Genomic DNA, 15,773 nt, shown 5'->3' with positions numbered 1-15,773 from the left:
ACCAACGTGATCGAGGACACTGAGGCCACGTTCAGCGTGCGGGGCGCACACCCATCAGCGCCGCCAACTGGGTGGCGAGCGGGTTCAGGTCGAGCCTGTCCGCGTCCTTCTTCGGCGTGTTGTCCCACGGCTGGGCCACATCGGGATTGCCCAGCGCAGCACGCGGCCCGCCGCGGACGCCGGTCGGGCTGCCGACGGGAGCCTCGCAGCTCGCGTCGGTGTTGAACGGGAAGTCGTCGTAGTTGATGTCGAAGTCCGGATTCTTGCGCTTGATGTCGTCGATCATCGTCTGCGTCGACTCGTAGCCGCGCGTGCAGCTCGGCGGGTTGCCGGTCTCCAGCACGATGCCGAACCGGATCGAGCCGTCGGGCGATGCCGTCGAATGGCTGCTCGCCGCCAGGACCGACAGCATCGCAAAGGTCATGCCGGTGGCGTACGACGCAGGGGCGGCCGTGCGGGCGGTCTCGCCGAGCTGGCCGATCAGCGTCGTCGCGTCGGCGCCGTTGTCGTCGAGAAAGTTCGACAGCGCGGACGCCGCGCGCGGCCCCTCACGGAGGATGCGCCTGATCGCCGGATCCGACGACGCGAGTTGCGCGGTCAATCGGTCCAGATCACGCGACCACCGGAGGATCTCGTCGGACTGGTCGGCTTGCGTACCGAGGACGACGTTCGAGTTCGTGATCAACTCGATGGTGTCGTCCAGGCTGCGGAGCCCCTCGTCCGACAGGGTGTCGAGGGAGTCGACCAACGTGCTCAGGTCCTGTCCCTTGCCGTTGAACGCCCGGCCGAGTTCTTGGACGACGGTTCGCAACGAGTCGACGGGCACAGTCTTCGTCAGGTCGATGGTCGACGCGATGACGTCCTGGATCGCCGGCGGGAGCTCGACTGTCGAGATCTCCGAGCCGTCCCGCAGGAACGGTCCGACGTCCGATTTCGGCTGCAGGTCCAGGAACTGTTCGCCGATGGCCGAGCGATTCGCGATCACCGCGACCACCGACGCCGGGATGTCGGCGCGGCCGCTCTCCAAGGTCAGTTCGACGTCGACGCCACCCGGAACCAGCGTCATGTCGCTGACCCGCCCGGCAGCCACCCCACGGTAGGTCACCTGCGCGCCGGGAAAGATCCCGCCGCTGGAATCCATATGCACCACGACCCGGTAACCACTGATCCCGAGAGCCTGGTCCATCCGCGCATACCGCACCCCGGCGTAGAGCGAGGCGACGAGACCGAGAACCAGTACGACTGCCAGTTGCGTCTTCACCAGTCGGCTGAGTGGCGGCATATCGCGAACCTCCTACGCATTCCGCGGATCCCCGACGATCCGCCCCTGGGGAGCGTAAGACGACTGACGCGGCAGGTCACTACCCGAAATGCGATATGTGACAAACCGATTAGTCAGATTGGCCGTGTGAGATTAATCACCGCGTGGAGTACGGTGAGGTTACACCGAAAGGTGGCCCTACCAGGCAGGTCGCCAACGATCAGCAGTTCTGAGGAGGAGTCATGGCGAATCACACGGTCAAACGAGAGAGTCACGGCAATCATTGGATGGGGCTCATCGCCTTCATCCTGCTGCTGGCGGGCGGCGCGTTCTCCGCACTCTGGCTCATCACTCTGGCGGATCTCCCGGCCAACAAGCCGATGAACATCACCTACGGTGTTCTCGCGCTGGGCGGACTGGTGGCGTCGACGATGATCTTCGCGACACTGGTGCGCGAACTCCGGCACTCCCCCGTGATGCCGGACAACACCCGCGCCGAGATCAGCCGCTACCTCGCCAAGGTGCGCCCGTAACCCCGCACCCGTAACTCAACCCCCGCGCACCTCGCTGAGTACAAGAACGGGACCGGCCGAGCAGATGGTCTGCTCGGCCGGTCCCGTTCTTGTGTAGGTCAGCGACCTCGGGATCAGTTCCCCGTGGACTCGTAGGCCTTGATCGCCTTGTCCAGGCGGTCGAGTGCCTCGCCGTAGGCGGTGAAGTCGCCGCTGGACTGCGCCTTGCGGACGTTCTCCAAGGCCTCGCCCAACTCCTTGACCGCCGCGTCACGGGCCGGGCTGTCGCCGTTCGACGACGGCTTGTCCGGTTCCTGCGTCGGAGTCTGCGGCTGCGTCGGGGTGGACGGCGTGCCGCCGTCGTTCTCCGGCGCGGTCGCCGCCGTCGGCGAGATGCCGACCTGAGCGAGTGCCTCGGCGACGGTCGCTGCGTACCCGACGTTCGCGGCATCGGCACCGGATGCGGCGTTGTAGTAGGTCAGGACGCGGTACAGCTTCGGGATCGCCGAGTTGCCCGACTTGGCCTCGGTGTACATCGGCTGCACGTACAACAGTCCGTCGCCACCGACCGGGAGCGCCAGGAGGTTGCCGTAGGTGACCTTGGTGGTCTCCTCGACCAGCTTGCGGTCCGCGGCAACGCTGCCGTTGGACTTCATGTTCTCCGCCGCCTGCTGCGGACCCATCGCCTGCTTGGCCGTCGGCAGCACCTTCACGGTGATCTGACCGAAGCCTTCGGGATCAGAGCCGACCGTCATGTACGCGGCCAGGTTGGGCCGGTTCAGCGCGGTGACGACGCTGGTCAGCTGGTACTCGGCGCCAGTGCCCGTGGGACGTGCGGCGGTGAAGTAGTACGGCGGCTGCTTCAGCCGGTTCTCGTCGGTGGTCGGATCGTTCGGCACCGTCCAGAAGTTGTTCGAGCGGTAGAACGTCGCCGAGTCCGAGACGTGGTACTTCGTCAACAGCGCGCGTTGCAGCTTGAACAGGTCCTCCGGGTAGCGGACGTGCTGCAGCAGATCCGGCTTCTTGTCCAGTTCCGAGCGCGGCTTGACCGTGCCGGGGAACACCTTCATCCAGGTCTTGAGAACCGGGTCGGTGGTGTCGAACTGGTAGAGGGTCACGTCGCCGGTGTACGCGTCGACGGTGGCCTTCACCGAGTTCCGCACATACGAGACGTCCTTGTCCTCCTGCGTGCGGGCGGTCTGGCCCGCGTTCGCCTCACGCGAGTCGGCCGTCGCGTCGGCCAACGACATCCGCTGTGCGTACGGGTAGTTCTTCAGGGTGGTGTACCCGTCGACGATCCACTTGATGGAACCGTCGGCCATGACCGCCGGGTAGGTCTTCGCATCCAACGTCAGCCAGGGGGCCACCTTCTGCACGCGGTCCCGCGGATCACGGTTGTACAGCAGCTTGGAGTTGTCGTTGATCTGGTCCGACAGCAGGAAGTTCCGCTCGCCGTACTTCAGCGCGTACAGCAGGCGGGTGCCCATGTTGCTCAGCGCGACGCCGCTCTTGCCGGTGTACGTGTAGGTCTCGTCGTCGCCGTCGTACTCGCGCTTCTGGCCGTCACCCGACCCGACGATCGCGTAGTCCGGGTCTACCTTGGCGATCAACTCACCGAAGTAGATACGCGGCTGCTTCACCTGAATCGGTGCGTTCCGGTACTCGGGAGTGCCGATGGTGTTGGAGTCCGAGACCAGGAAGACCGGCTGACCGCCCTTGTCCGAGCGCGTGTCGTTGCCGCTGGCCTCGTCGACCTTGTTCGCCTGCGCGGCGATGAAGCCGTTGCCGTGCGTGTAGACGGTGTGCTTATTGATCCAGTTGTTCTGGTTGTCGTCGTACTTCGACGGATCCAATTCGCGGGCGGCGACGACGAAGTCGCGCTGCCGCTCAACGGTCCGGTCAGTGCCCTCGACCGGCTCCTTGACCGTGTACCGGTCCAGCGCCAGCTCCTTCGGGAAGCCGTAGAAGTTCTTCAGCTGCTGCCGCTGGTCGAACGCCTTCGAGATCACCAGCGGATCTAGAATGCGGATGTTCGACAGCGTGGACTCGTCGGAGTTCACCTTGGCCGGGTCGGCGGCTCGGCTGGCCCAGTTCTGCTCGTACTTGACGTCCGTGCCGGAGCGGATCCGGTAGGCATCGGTCGTCGCGTTGATGTTGCGCTCGATGTACTCGGCTTCCTTGGTGACCGCGCTCGGCTTCACCGAGAACTGCTCCATCGCGGCAGGCCACACGACGCCGATGATCAGCGCCGACAGCAGCATCAAGACCGCAGCGAGGGCGGGGATCCGCAGATCCCGCAAGGCGATCGCAGCGAAGAAGGCGACGGCGCACACCAGGGCGATCGCCATCAGAATCAACTTAGACGGCAACACGAAGTTGATGTCGGTGTAGCTGGCGCCGGTGAAGATGTCTCCGCGTCGACCATTGCTGAGGAGGTCGTAGCGGTCGAACCAGTAACCGACGGCCTTCGCCAGCATGAACAGTCCCGCGATCACCGCCAGCTGGATCCGCGCCGCCCGCGTCAGCCCGCCGCGTCGACCGCCGCCGCCGAGGCGCAGCCCACCGAAGACGTAATGGGTGACCAGGTTGCCGATGAAGGCGATCACCAGCGAGATGAACAGGATGTCGAGCACCATGCGCAGGAACGGCAGCGTGAACGCGTAGAACCCGATGTCGAGACCGAACTGCGGATCGGTCTCGCCGAACGACTCACGGTTCAGGAACATCTGGACCGTCGACCACGACCCCTGCGCGATCAGGCCGGCCATGATGCCGATGAAGGCGGACGGCGCGAGCATCGCCAGCTTGGGGCGCATCCCGATCGCGGTGCGATACCGCGCCAACGGGTCGGTGGGGCTCGCGAGCATGACGAAGTCCGGCCGTACCCGGAACGCGGCGTAGAGCGCACCGAAGACGATCGCGCCGACGATGATCCCGACCACCGCGAACAGCAGCAACCGGGTGACGAGCATCGTCGACAGGACACTCGAGAAGCCCACGTCGGAGTACCACAGCCAGTCGGTCGACAGCGCCACCGCTTGCGGACCGACGAGGACCAGGATCAGAATTCCGACACCGATTCCGATTAGGATCTTGGCCCGACGCGACAAGGTCGGCCTGCCGGTCGATCCGGTCATACTCACCACTTGCACAGCTCCTGAATTCGTCTCTGCTCACGCGCATGCGACAGCAATGACGACCACCTTACCGATTAGTCCAACTCGGCTCCCTGCGCGACGGATCCGGGGGCCCTGCACAATGGGGCCGTGATGACATCGCCTGAACCAGCCGCAGCCGCGTTCTCCCAGGCCGACCTGGGCAATGCACTCGCCCAATGCCTCGCCTACACAGCTGAGCTCCCGTGGGGTTCGCAGCCGACGCTGTTCGGGCTGGTTCCGACTGGGGTCCTCGCCGAGCAGGCACCCGGCCTCGTCGACCCGGACGACGACTCCGCCCTCAGCCCGGTGGTGCAGGAGACCGACACCGCCGAACTCGAGCAGTTGCTGACCACCGTCTCCTGGCCCGCGGCGGTCGTGGGATGCGCGCTGGTCAGCGAGATCACGCTGTTGCCGCCCGACGCCGAGGCCGATCTCGACGCCGCACTCGAGCCGCTCCTCGCGGATCCGGTCGCGGCCGACGAAGCTGCCAGACAGGCCGCGCACGCTCACCCGGGGCGACAGACCGCGCGTCTGGCCGCCGGTGTGCTGCGCAACGGCAAGCGGGTCGCACTCCTCGCCTTGCGTGAGGGCGACGGTCAGTCAGGCGACCTGCAGACCCACCCGAATCTGGCGCCAAATGTGCTCGACGCACTGGCGCAGACGTTCCACGGCTAAGGCGTGTCCAGGAACCACCTCTAGCCCGGCAGTCAGCAGTGCGGGCGCGGCTTATCGGTGCCGAGAGTCGCGAGGGCGTCCATGGCGTCGGTCAGGGTCGAGACCTTGACCAATTCGATGCCGTCGGGGGCTCCGTCGGAGGCGGCCGCACAATTGCCCGCGGGCACCAGGAAGACGGTGGCGCCGGCCTCGCTGGCGGCCTTGATCTTGTGCGGAATGCCACCGATCTCCCCGACCTTGCCTTCGGGGTCGATGGTGCCGGTTCCTGCGACGAACTTTCCGCCCGACAGGTTGCCGGGGGTCATCTCATCGATCACCGACAGCGTCAACATCAGACCGGCCGACGGTCCGCCGATGTCGCCGACGTTGAATCTGATGTTGATGTTCGGGTCTTCGGCGACCATCGTCGGCGTGATGCCGAACAGCGGGCGCGCGGGGTCGTCTGGACGGGTGCCCAAGGTGACCTGTTCGGTCAGTCGTTGCGCACCACGCTGGACGGTCACGGCGATCTCGTCGCCCGGCTTGTGCCGCTTGAGAACGTCCAGCAGCGCCTGCGGGGTGGCGACGGCGGTTCCATCGACGGTGCTGATCCGATCGTCGACCTTCAACTTGCCGTCGGCGGGCCCCTTCGCTGCTACGGCGCCCACCCCCAGCACGATCGGCTTGCGCAGATAGTTCAGGGCCGCCATCGATGCGTTCATCTCCGAACTCGACATCTGCGCCGTGTTCTCCTGCTGCACCTGTTCGACCGTCTGGTCAGGCGGAAAGTACAGGTCGCGCGGTTGCAGTTCGTACGTGCCCGACATCCACATGCCGATCCCCTGGAACAGCGACAGGCCGTCGCGCAGCGAGACGGTGGTCAAGTTCAGATGACCCTCCGGGTGCGGGTCGACAGCACCCGTCACCGAAACCACCGGCTTGCCCTCGACGTCTCCGAGCGTGTTCACCGTCGGCCCGGGTCCGAGCGCGACATAGGGCACCCGCAGCGTTGACCCGGCGATGATGAAGGCGAGCAGCAGCACCACGCCTACGACGAGTGTGGCGATGCGCCGATGTGCTGGCTTGATGGTCACTCGGCCCAGGGTAATGCAGCAGCCTGAGCAGAGCCCGCACGCACGGACCCGAGACCGGTACCGTTGACGGTATGAATGATCTGCCCTTCGGATTCTCGTCCTCGGACGACCGGGATAAAGACGACCGGAACAGCGGCAAAGACAACGGCCCCGGCAACGGCGGCCCCGATCCGGCGAACCCGTTCGGCTTCGCTTTCGGCGACGGCGGCGCCGTCGACCCCTCCCAGCTGGGCCAGCTGTTCAGTCAACTCGGCAACATGTTCAGCGGCATGGGATCCGGCATGGCGGGCGGCGGCTCCGGCCCGGTGAACTACGACGTCGCGACCAACCTCGCGCGCCAGCAGATCGGCAGTTTCACCCCGATGCTCGACAAAGAGCACCAGGCTGTCGCCGACGCCGTCCGGCTGGCCGAGGTGTGGCTCGACGAGCAGACGACGTTGCCCGCCGGGATCACCACCACCGCGGCCTGGACGCCGGTGGACTGGTTGGAGAACACCCTTCCGACGTGGAAGACGCTGTGCGACCCGATCGCCGAGCAGATGTCGAAGACGATGGACACCGGCCTGCCCGAGGAGGCCCAAGCGTTCGCGGGCCCGATGATGGCGATGATCGGACAGCTGAGCGGCACCATGTACGGCACGCAGCTCGGGCAGGGACTCGGGCAGCTCGCCGGCGGCGTCCTGACCTCCACCGACATCGGCCTGCCGTTGGCGCCGGACCGGGTGGGCGTGCTCCTGCCGGAGGCGATCGCGAAGTTTGCCGAGGGCTTGGATCTGCCCGCGCAGGAGATCGTCGTGTTCCTCGCCGCCCGTGAGGCGGCGCACGTGCGCCTCTTCAGTCACGTCCCGTGGCTCAAGCAGCGTCTGCTCGCCACCGTCGAAGAGTATGCGCGCGGCATCCGCATCGATCTGGGCGGACTGCAGAACCTGGCGACCGAGATCGACCCTCAGGAACTGTTCACCAACCCGGGCAAGCTCGAAGAACTCATGGGCTCGGCCGCCTCGTTCGAGCCGCAGACCACGCCCGAACAGCAGGCGGCGCTCACTCGCCTCGAAACCCTCCTCGCACTGGTCGAAGGATGGGTGGAGCAGGTGGTCTCGAGCGCGCTCGGCGACCGTATCCCCAGCACCGCGGCGCTCACCGAGACCATGCGCAGGCGACGCGCGTCGGGCGGTCCCGCCGAGCAGACCTTCGCCACCCTCATCGGCATGGACCTGCGACCCCGCAAGCTCCGCGAAGCGGCGACGCTGTGGCGGTCGCTGGCCGAGGCCTCCGACATCACCGCGCGTGACAACGTCTGGGGCCATCCGGATCTGCTGCCCGACGCCGACGACCTCGACAACCCGGCGGGTTTCATCGACCGCGTGATCGGTGGCGACACGTCGGGCATCGACGACGCGATCGCCGAGTTGGAGCGGCAGTTCGCGGAGAACGACGCCAAGGACGACGACTCCGACAGCGACGGCGACGGATCGCCCACCGACGGAAAGAAGCCCGACCAGGACTGATGCGGTGTCGTCGCAGATCTGTGGAATTCAGATTCGCGACAAATGCCGCAAGCTGCCAGCGTGGACCCATGGCAGCGCGCAACACCCTTCCGGTACTGAATCCCGGCACCCCGGTGCTGGCCAGGCCCGACCACCGGGTGCACGTCGGGTCCGACCCGCGCACCGCGCTGGTCCTTGAGATCGCCCCGACGGTCACGATCAACACGCTCGTCGCCGTTCTCCAACGACTGCGCACTCCGCAGCGCTTCATGCATGTGCGACGGGCCGTCCGCGCGTCCGGGCTCACCGTCACCGCTTTCTGGGCGATCGTCGACCGGCTGGTGGACGCGGGCAAGGCGGTCGAGCCGCCGACGACTCGGCCTCGGCCATTCCACGTCGGAGTGACCGGGCACGGAGAACTGGCAGGGCTCCTGCTCACCGAACTGCCACGCAACGGGCATCGGGCGTTTCCGTTCGACCCCGCGATGCTCTTCCGCTCGGGCGGACCACGCCCCCATCTGGTGGTGTTGAGCGACCAACCGGTGGCCGACCCAGCACTCTGGGAGCCCCTCGTCGCAGCGTCCGTCCCGCACCTGACGGTTCACGTCGACAACGACATCGGCACCGTCGGCCCGCTGGTGCTGCCCGGACTGTCGAGTTGCCTGCACTGCCTCGACCTGCACCGCGCCGATCTGGATCCGCACTGGCCGCTGCTCGCGGCCACGCTGCACGGAGTCTCCGGCGCGGGCAGTCCCGCCACGCGGCAGGCGACGGCGGCGGTCGCCGCGGCGCAGATCACCGAGATCACCGACCGGCTTCGCGCCCGGACGGCGGATCCGCCGTCGATCACCGGTCGCATCCTGGAGTTCCGCCCGTCGCCGAGCACGGTGACGTCGCTGCCCGCCCCAGTGCATCTGCGGTGCGTCTGCCGCTCGACGGACGGCGAGGCGCACGGACTGCAGCCGTCCACTATTCTCGACCATGCGGCGAAAGGACTGAATTGAGCGAGATCACACGTGGCCAGGGGCGGCGCAACGCGAAGCTGGCCTCTCTTCCGCTGGGGATGGCCGGGCGTGCAGCCGCAGGCCTCGGTCGACGCATCGCGGGCGCGAGCAAGGAAGAAGTCAGCGCGGACCTGATGAACAAGACCGCCGAGCAGCTCTTCGCCGTGCTCGGCGAGCTCAAGGGCGGCGCGATGAAGGTCGGGCAGGCGCTGTCGATCATGGAGGCCGCGATCCCGGACGAGTTCGGGGAACCGTTCCGTGAAGCGCTCACCAAATTGCAGGCCGAAGCGCCCCCGCTCCCGGCGTCCGCAGTCCACAAAGTCCTCGATCACCAACTCGGCACCCGGTGGCATGAGCGGTTCCGCGAGTTCAGCGATGAGCCCGCCGCGTCGGCCAGCATCGGTCAGGTCCACAAGGCGGTGTGGGCCGACGGGCGCACGGTGGCCGTGAAAGTGCAGTATCCCGGCGCCGATCACGCGTTGAAGGCCGACCTGAAGACCCTGAGCCGCATGTCCGGGTTGATTCAGAAGCTCTCCCCCGGCACCGATGTGAAGGGCATGGTCGACGAGTTGATCGACCGCACCGAGGACGAACTCGACTACATCGCCGAAGCCGACAATCAGCGCGCCTTCGCCCGCGCCTTCGACGGCGACCCCGACTTCGTGGTCCCGAAAGTCGTCGCCAGCTCGCCGAAGGTGATGGTGTCGGAGTGGATCGACGGCGTCCGGCTGTCGAAGCTGATCACCGACGGCACCCAGGAACAACGCAACGACGCCGCCGCCAAGATGACGACGTTCGAGATCTCCTCGCCCGCACGCGTCGGCCTGCTGCACGGAGATCCGCATCCCGGCAACTTCTACATTCTCGATGACGGCCGGTTCGGCATTCTCGACTTCGGCGCCATCGGACACTACCCAGACGGTCTCCCGGAGAAGACCGGCCCGATCCTGGCACTGGCGCGCGACAAGAAGTACGACGAGCTCCGCGAACTGATGGTGGAGGCCAACTTCATTCAGGCCTCACACGCCGATCGGGTCAGCGCGGACGATCTCGCCAAGTACCTGCAGCCGTACGTGGATCCGCTGTACAGCGACACCTTCCACTTCAGTCGCAAATGGCTGCAACGAGCGGCGGGCCAGGCCACCGACTTCAACGGCGACGTCTACAAGACGTCGCGGAACCTCAACGTGCCGCGGGAGTACGTGATGGTGTTCCGCGTACTGATCGGCTGCGTCGGCATCGCCGCCCAACTCGATGCCGAAGCTCCCTATCGAGCGATTCTGAGCGAATGGATGCCCGGCATCGACGGGTGAGGAAAGGCGCGGGTTCCAGCACAACTCACGGAGGCGCGTGCTCACCTCGCATCGGCGGCCCGCTTGGGCGGGCGGCCGCGTGGACGCTTCTTCGCGATGATGACGCCGCGGTCCAGGATCTCACCGCCCCAGACGCCCCACGGCTCCTCTCGTTCGAGCGCGGCCTCCAGGCACGCGGACTGCAGGGGGCATTCACGGCACAGCGTCTTCGCTTCCTCCAGCAGGCTCGGCTGATCCGCGAACCACAGATCGGCGTCGTTCTCGGTGCTCTGACAGGGCAGTTCTATTCGGGGAATGGTCAAGGTAGACAAAACAAGTCGGCTTTCTCGTCGCAGATGCTCTTCGGGTGAACCCGGGCCGCGTGCAGGAAAGCAAAAGACCACGGGTTCGCTGTCGCGATTCGCCGTGGCCTAGATGGTTCCGCTGGTCTCTACGGTTGAGACCTTCTGAAGGACGTCGTACCGCCGTCCATGCGGGCCACGGGGAATCGCCGGCGCTCTCGCGCCAGGTGTGCTGCGGGTGCAGCGGTATGTACGGCCTGCCACTTCATTGGTCGACTCCCTTCTTGTTGTCGGCTCGCTGTCACATGTCGTCGTCACGGCACAGGGCTAGCCCGTGCGGCTCTGACGTACTCCTCGTACTTTAGGCGGGCGAGGAAAAGTCCACAACCTATTTTCTACCTGCGGTTTTACACCCCGAGCCCGCACTGTTGCGCGCCGCCGCACGACGTCCGTCACGACTTCCCGGGCAGTGCGGCGTCGACGACGGCGATGATCGCAGCACCGAACTCGTCGGTCCGCGCCTGACCGAAGCCCCGCACCTTGGCCAGATCGGCGAGTGTCGTCGGAACAGCCGTCGCGATGGTCCGCACCATCGTCTTGCTCATCACGTTCGACTCCATGATCTCGTGCTCGTCGGCGAACGCCTTGCGCCAGGCGGTCAGCGCGACGAGGACGTCGGGATCGGGCTCGGTCCGCTCCGGCAGTGGTTCGAAGTCCATTCCGCTCGGCGTCGCGGGCACCAGCGCTTCCAGGAACCGGGAACGACGACGCTTGGCGCCGCGCCCCTCCCCACGTGCGAGGCTCCATGACAGATGCAGGTGTTCGCGAGCGCGGGTGATGCCGACGTAGAAGAGCCTGCGCTCCTCCTCAACGTCGTCGGTGGTCTTGGACGCCCGGCCCAGCGGCATGGACCCCTCGTGAAGGCCGGTCAGGAACACCGCGTCCCACTCCAGTCCCTTGGCTGCATGCATCGACGACAGCGTGACGCCCGCACCGATGGGCGCATGCCGCATCTTGGATCGTTCCTCGAGTTTGCCGACGACGCCGGCGAAGTCGAGGCCGGGATCCTCAGCGGCGATCGACTCGACGATCTCGACGAGCCGCAGCAATTGCTGCCAACGCGCACGGGCGTTGGCGCCCTTCGGCTCCGACTCGGTGAGTCCCACCTGGTGAAGCGCGTGCCGGACGGCGTCGACCGGCGGCATGGGCGGCGGCGGTCCCCCGGCGAGCGAGGTGAGGCGGCGCATCGACGCCACGATCTCAGGACGCTCGAAGAAGGTCTGCGCACCCCGGACCTGGTAGTCGATCCCGGCTTCCGAGAGCGCCTCCTCGTAGGCTTCGGACTGCGCGTTGACGCGGTAGAGGACGGCGATCTCCGATGCCGGCACCCCAGCCCGGATCCGCTTGCGGATCTGCGCCACCACCCCCACGACTTCGGAGATCTCGTCGTCGTAGCCGGCGAAGACGGGTTCGGGTCCGGCTTCGCGCTGCCCGACCAACTGCAGGCGCGTTCCCGCAATCCGGCCGCGTGCCTTGCCGATCGCCGCGTTCGCGAGGTGCACCACTTGCGGGGTGGAACGGTAGTCGCGCTGCAGGCGGACCAGCGTGGCATCGGGGAATCGTCGAGTGAAGTCCAACAGGTACGACGGGGTGGCTCCGGTGAAGCTGTAGATGGTCTGGTTGGCGTCACCGACGACGGTGAGGTCGTCGCGGCCCCCGAGCCACGCGTCGAGCAGGTTCTGCTGGATCGGGGTGACGTCCTGGTACTCGTCGACGACGAAACTGCGGTAGCGCGAACGGAACTCCTCGGCGATCGAGGGATCGGACTGCAGGATCATCGTGGTGTAGATCAGGAGATCCTCGAAGTCGAGCAGCCGGTCGCCGTTGGGAGCCACCTTCGCAGCCTCGTACGCGGCGAAGACCTGCGTGACGGTCCGCGGGTCCGTCGGCACATCGCGGTGCGCGCGAGCGGCCGCATCCGCGTACTGATCGGGTCCGATCGCCGACGACTTCGCCCACTCGATCTCCGACGCGAGATCGCGCAGCAGGTCGCGGTCGGCGGCGTCGACACCGACCTTGCGCGCCACGCGTGCGACCATCCGGAACTTGTGCTCAAGCAGTTCCCACCGCACGTCGCCGAACGCCATCGGCCAGAAGTACCGGAGCTGGCGCAGAGCGGCGGCGTGAAACGTCTGGGCAGCCACCGAGTTCCCCGGTCCGGACACCCCGAGGGCGGCGAGCCGCTCGCGCATCTCTGCCGCCGCGCGAGCGGTGAAGGTGACGGCCAGCACCTGGCTGGGGTTGACCTGACCCGAGTCGACGAGATGCGCGATCCGACGGGTGATGGTCCGGGTCTTCCCCGTCCCCGCGCCGGCGAGCACACAGACGGGCCCGCGGGGAGCAAGAACGGCTTGGAGCTGTTCGGGGTCCAGTCCCGCCGTCGCTCCGCCTTCCGTCCGAGTCCGTTCCGCCGTCGTCATGACCACTACGTTCTCACGCCCCTCTGACAATCCGCCGTTCGTCGAGGTCATGGGTGTGCGGTTCTCGCGCGCGAGGCAGATCAGGGTGCTCCGGTTTGTCAGACCCTGCGCCTATCATCGAACGTGAGTTCTAGATCAGGGTTGCGTTGGTTTCGTTGGCTGGGGAGGGTGTCATGGCTGTGGTGACGATGGGTCCGGCAGGTCGGACGGGTGTGGTGGGTGCGTCGGTGGAGGTCACCGATGAGGTGATCGTGATGTGTGTGCCGCGGCCGGAGACGGTCGGGAGGCCGCGGTCCGATGACGCTGCGGCGTTGTTGTTCGCCGCGCACGCGGAGTCGGTCGGTGGACTGTTGCGGTGGTATCGGTATCAGGCGGTGTACGGGCTGCTCGGGAAGCGGATGGCGCAGGCCGATGCCACCGGCGCGACCGATGTGTTCACGCGGGTGTACGACCCGTTGTGTCAGGTCGCCGCGTCGTACGCCACGGTCGCCGGAGTCCGGCAGTGCACCGCCGAACGGTTCGTCGAAGCCGCCCAAGCCTGCTTCGAACGCATCCCGGCGGTCGGGCGGCTGCTGCGGGACGGGGTGATCACGGCGGCGTGGTTTCAGCGGGTGGTGGAGCAGACCGCCCTGGTCGACGATGCGGAGTTGTTGGCGTTCATCGACGCGGAGATCGCACACAGGTTGACGACGATGGGTGGGTTGTCGGCGCGGCGCGTCGAGGACGCGGTGGCTGCGATCGTCGCCGAGCATGATCGGGATGCGGTGACCGTGACCCGCGAGCAGGCCAAGGCCGCCAAGAAGATGGTGATCAACCCGCTCAACGACACCGCCTCGGAGGTCATCGTCACCACCACGCCCGAGGATGCACTCCTGTGCAAAGACGCGATCGACGCCGTGATCGCCGGCGTCTGCCGTCACGATCCGCGGACGCGTGGCCAGTTGCGTGCGGATGCGGCCGTCGCGCGGATGGCTGGTGTGCCGTTCGCGTGCGAATGTCAGCGTGATGATTGTGGAGCGGAGTTGTCGGAAGCGCAGGTGGCGGCGCGGTGCGCGAGGATCGTGGTGCATGTGGTGGCCCGGCAGGAGACTCTTGACGGGGTGTCGGCGGTGCCGGCGGTGATGGATGGGCACGGCCCGATCTCGGCGGCCCATGTTCGGGATCTCGTGGCCCGTCCGGATGCGGTGTGCCGCCCGCTGAATGTGGCTGACCTGGCTGATCGGATGTGCCAGCCCGGGAATCGGTATCGGCCGACGGCCGTGTTGGACACGGCGGTCCGCGGATTGTTCGGCACCTGCTCGTGGGCCGGCTGTGATCGTCCGGCGTGGCGGTGCGAGCTCGATCATGTCACCGAGTTCGACCACACCGCCCCCGCCACTGGTGGTCCGACCTGCCTGTGCAACCTGAATCCAAAGTGCACGTTCCATCACGGTTTGAAAACCCACGCCGACGGTTGGCTCGATGATCAGATCGTCGACGCCAACGGTGTGATCTGGACCGAGGTCACCACCCCGGAGGGCGTGACCGTCCGCCAGCAGGCGGCCAACACATGGCTGCTCCCCGAACTCGGGCTGATTCCGTGCTCACACCCCGACCCCACCGCCTCGGGTGCGACACGCGCGGGAATCGGACACGCCGAGCAAGCACCAGAACGATCTTCATCGCGGGTGCAGGCCAAGCACCGCTACCGGATGCAGCGGCGGGCCGCGAACCGCCGCGCCCGCGAAGCGGAGGCCGCGGCGATGGCGGCTGCGGACGGGCAACCCCCGTTCTGATTGCCGGTCAGCGCACCCGGCACGCCTCGCGGCGGGTGCGCTCAGTTGTTTCCGAGTTTGGCGAGCACCTCGTCGACCGACGGTCCGAAGTGCACGTTCCATCTCGGCTTGAAGACTCACGCCAACGGTTGGCTCGATGATCAGATCGTCGACGCCAACGGCGTCGTCTGGACCGAGGTCACCACCCCGGAGGGCGTGACCGTCCGGCAGCAGGCGGCCAACACATGGCTGCTCCCCGAACTCGGGCTGATTCCGTGCTCACACCCCGACCCCACCGCACCCTCGGCGACACGCCCGGAAATCGGACACGCCGAGCAGGCACCAGAACAAACTTCATCGCGGCTGCAGGCCAAGCACCGCTACCGCATGCAACGCCGGGCAGCCAACCGCCGCGCCCGCGAAGCACAGGCCGCGGCAATGGCAATTGCCGACGGCCAACCCCCGTTCTGATTGCCGGTCGGCACTCCGCCACGCCTCGCGACGGGCGCACTCAATTCTTTCCGAGTTTGGCAAGCACCTCGTCGACCGACGGGTTCGTGGCCGTCGAACCGTCAGCGTAGAGCGCGGTCGGCACAACATGGTTGCCGCCGTTGACGCTGCCGACGAACTCGGCGGCGTCCGGGGTCTCCTCGATGTCGATCTCGGTGAACTCCAGTCCGGCGCGCGACAGACCGGTCTTGAGCCGGATACAGAACGGGCACCACGAGGTGGTGTACAGAGTCAGTTCCGGAGCCGCGGCCGCATCAGTCATAAC

13 protein-coding genes are annotated in these 15,773 nt (G+C 66.8%); 7 read left to right on the top strand and 6 right to left on the bottom strand.

The genetic code is table 11. The features are described 5' to 3' along the window. Positions 1-31: 31 nt before the first annotated feature. Positions 32-1,282 carry an MCE family protein gene (locus GH2_RS00335; RefSeq protein WP_066161625.1) on the bottom strand — a complete coding sequence of 417 codons (1,251 nt, stop codon included), beginning with the start codon at positions 1,280-1,282 and terminating at the stop codon, positions 32-34. Positions 1,283-1,503: 221 nt separating this feature from the next. Between GH2_RS00335 and GH2_RS00330 the strand changes: the two genes are divergently transcribed. Next, positions 1,504-1,794: a hypothetical protein gene (locus GH2_RS00330; RefSeq protein WP_066161624.1), complete on the top strand. Its 291-nt coding sequence runs from the start codon at positions 1,504-1,506 to the stop codon at positions 1,792-1,794. A gap of 113 nt (positions 1,795-1,907) precedes the next feature. On the opposite strand, the gene GH2_RS00325 is transcribed toward GH2_RS00330, so the two are convergent. Continuing rightward, positions 1,908-4,910, bottom strand: coding sequence for a UPF0182 family protein (locus tag GH2_RS00325; protein WP_157085947.1), 3,003 nt, complete (start codon positions 4,908-4,910; stop codon positions 1,908-1,910). 132 nt (positions 4,911-5,042) lie between these two features. Between GH2_RS00325 and GH2_RS00320 the strand changes: the two genes are divergently transcribed. After that, a complete protein-coding gene (locus GH2_RS00320) occupies positions 5,043-5,606 on the top strand; it encodes a PPA1309 family protein (RefSeq protein WP_066161622.1) in 564 nt (187 codons plus the stop codon). Between the two features lie 32 nt (positions 5,607-5,638). Here GH2_RS00320 and GH2_RS00315 read toward each other — a convergent pair whose 3' ends face one another. Then, the gene (locus GH2_RS00315) at positions 5,639-6,679 is read right to left on the bottom strand and encodes a YlbL family protein (RefSeq protein ID WP_204700950.1); all 1,041 of its coding nucleotides are present in this window, start codon (positions 6,677-6,679) and stop codon (positions 5,639-5,641) included. Between the two features lie 71 nt (positions 6,680-6,750). On the opposite strand from GH2_RS00315, the gene GH2_RS00310 reads away from it, so the two are divergent. The 3 genes from GH2_RS00310 to GH2_RS00300 all read left to right on the top strand — a co-directional run bounded on the left by GH2_RS00310 (position 6,751) and on the right by GH2_RS00300 (position 10,483). Next, positions 6,751-8,187, top strand: a complete 1,437-nt coding sequence (locus GH2_RS00310; RefSeq protein ID WP_066161620.1) for a zinc-dependent metalloprotease — start codon at positions 6,751-6,753, stop codon at positions 8,185-8,187. Positions 8,188-8,255: 68 nt separating this feature from the next. Further along, positions 8,256-9,170: a hypothetical protein gene (locus tag GH2_RS00305; RefSeq protein WP_066161618.1), complete on the top strand. Its 915-nt coding sequence runs from the start codon at positions 8,256-8,258 to the stop codon at positions 9,168-9,170. Further along, positions 9,167-10,483 carry an ABC1 kinase family protein gene (locus GH2_RS00300; protein WP_066161616.1) on the top strand — a complete coding sequence of 439 codons (1,317 nt, stop codon included), beginning with the start codon at positions 9,167-9,169 and terminating at the stop codon, positions 10,481-10,483. Before GH2_RS00305 ends, GH2_RS00300 begins: the two co-directional genes overlap by 4 nt. Positions 10,484-10,524: 41 nt before the next feature. Here the strand turns inward: GH2_RS00300 and GH2_RS00295 are convergent, their stop codons facing one another. Beyond that, positions 10,525-10,794, bottom strand: coding sequence for a WhiB family transcriptional regulator (locus GH2_RS00295; RefSeq protein WP_066161614.1), 270 nt, complete (start codon positions 10,792-10,794; stop codon positions 10,525-10,527). 422 nt (positions 10,795-11,216) lie between these two features. Then, positions 11,217-13,244, bottom strand: coding sequence for an ATP-dependent DNA helicase UvrD2 (locus GH2_RS00290; protein WP_066163175.1), 2,028 nt, complete (start codon positions 13,242-13,244; stop codon positions 11,217-11,219). Between the two features lie 173 nt (positions 13,245-13,417). Between GH2_RS00290 and GH2_RS00285 the strand changes: the two genes are divergently transcribed. Further along, positions 13,418-15,019 (top strand): DUF222 domain-containing protein, encoded by a 1,602-nt coding sequence (locus GH2_RS00285; RefSeq protein ID WP_066161612.1) that lies wholly within the window; start codon positions 13,418-13,420, stop codon positions 15,017-15,019. Between the two features lie 108 nt (positions 15,020-15,127). Beyond that, complete coding sequence (locus GH2_RS00280) at positions 15,128-15,469, top strand: hypothetical protein (protein WP_372434410.1); 342 nt, start codon at positions 15,128-15,130, stop codon at positions 15,467-15,469. A 40-nt stretch (positions 15,470-15,509) separates the two neighbouring features. On the opposite strand, the gene GH2_RS00275 is transcribed toward GH2_RS00280, so the two are convergent. Then, on the bottom strand, positions 15,510-15,770 hold the full coding sequence (locus tag GH2_RS00275) for a mycoredoxin (protein WP_066161609.1): 261 nt from the start codon (positions 15,768-15,770) through the stop codon (positions 15,510-15,512). Between the last annotated feature and the right edge of the window lie 3 nt (positions 15,771-15,773).

Source organism: Gordonia hydrophobica NBRC 16057, assembly GCF_001592365.1.
Classification (GTDB): domain Bacteria; phylum Actinomycetota; class Actinomycetes; order Mycobacteriales; family Mycobacteriaceae; genus Gordonia; species Gordonia hydrophobica.
This window is presented reverse-complemented; position numbering and strand designations above follow the sequence as displayed.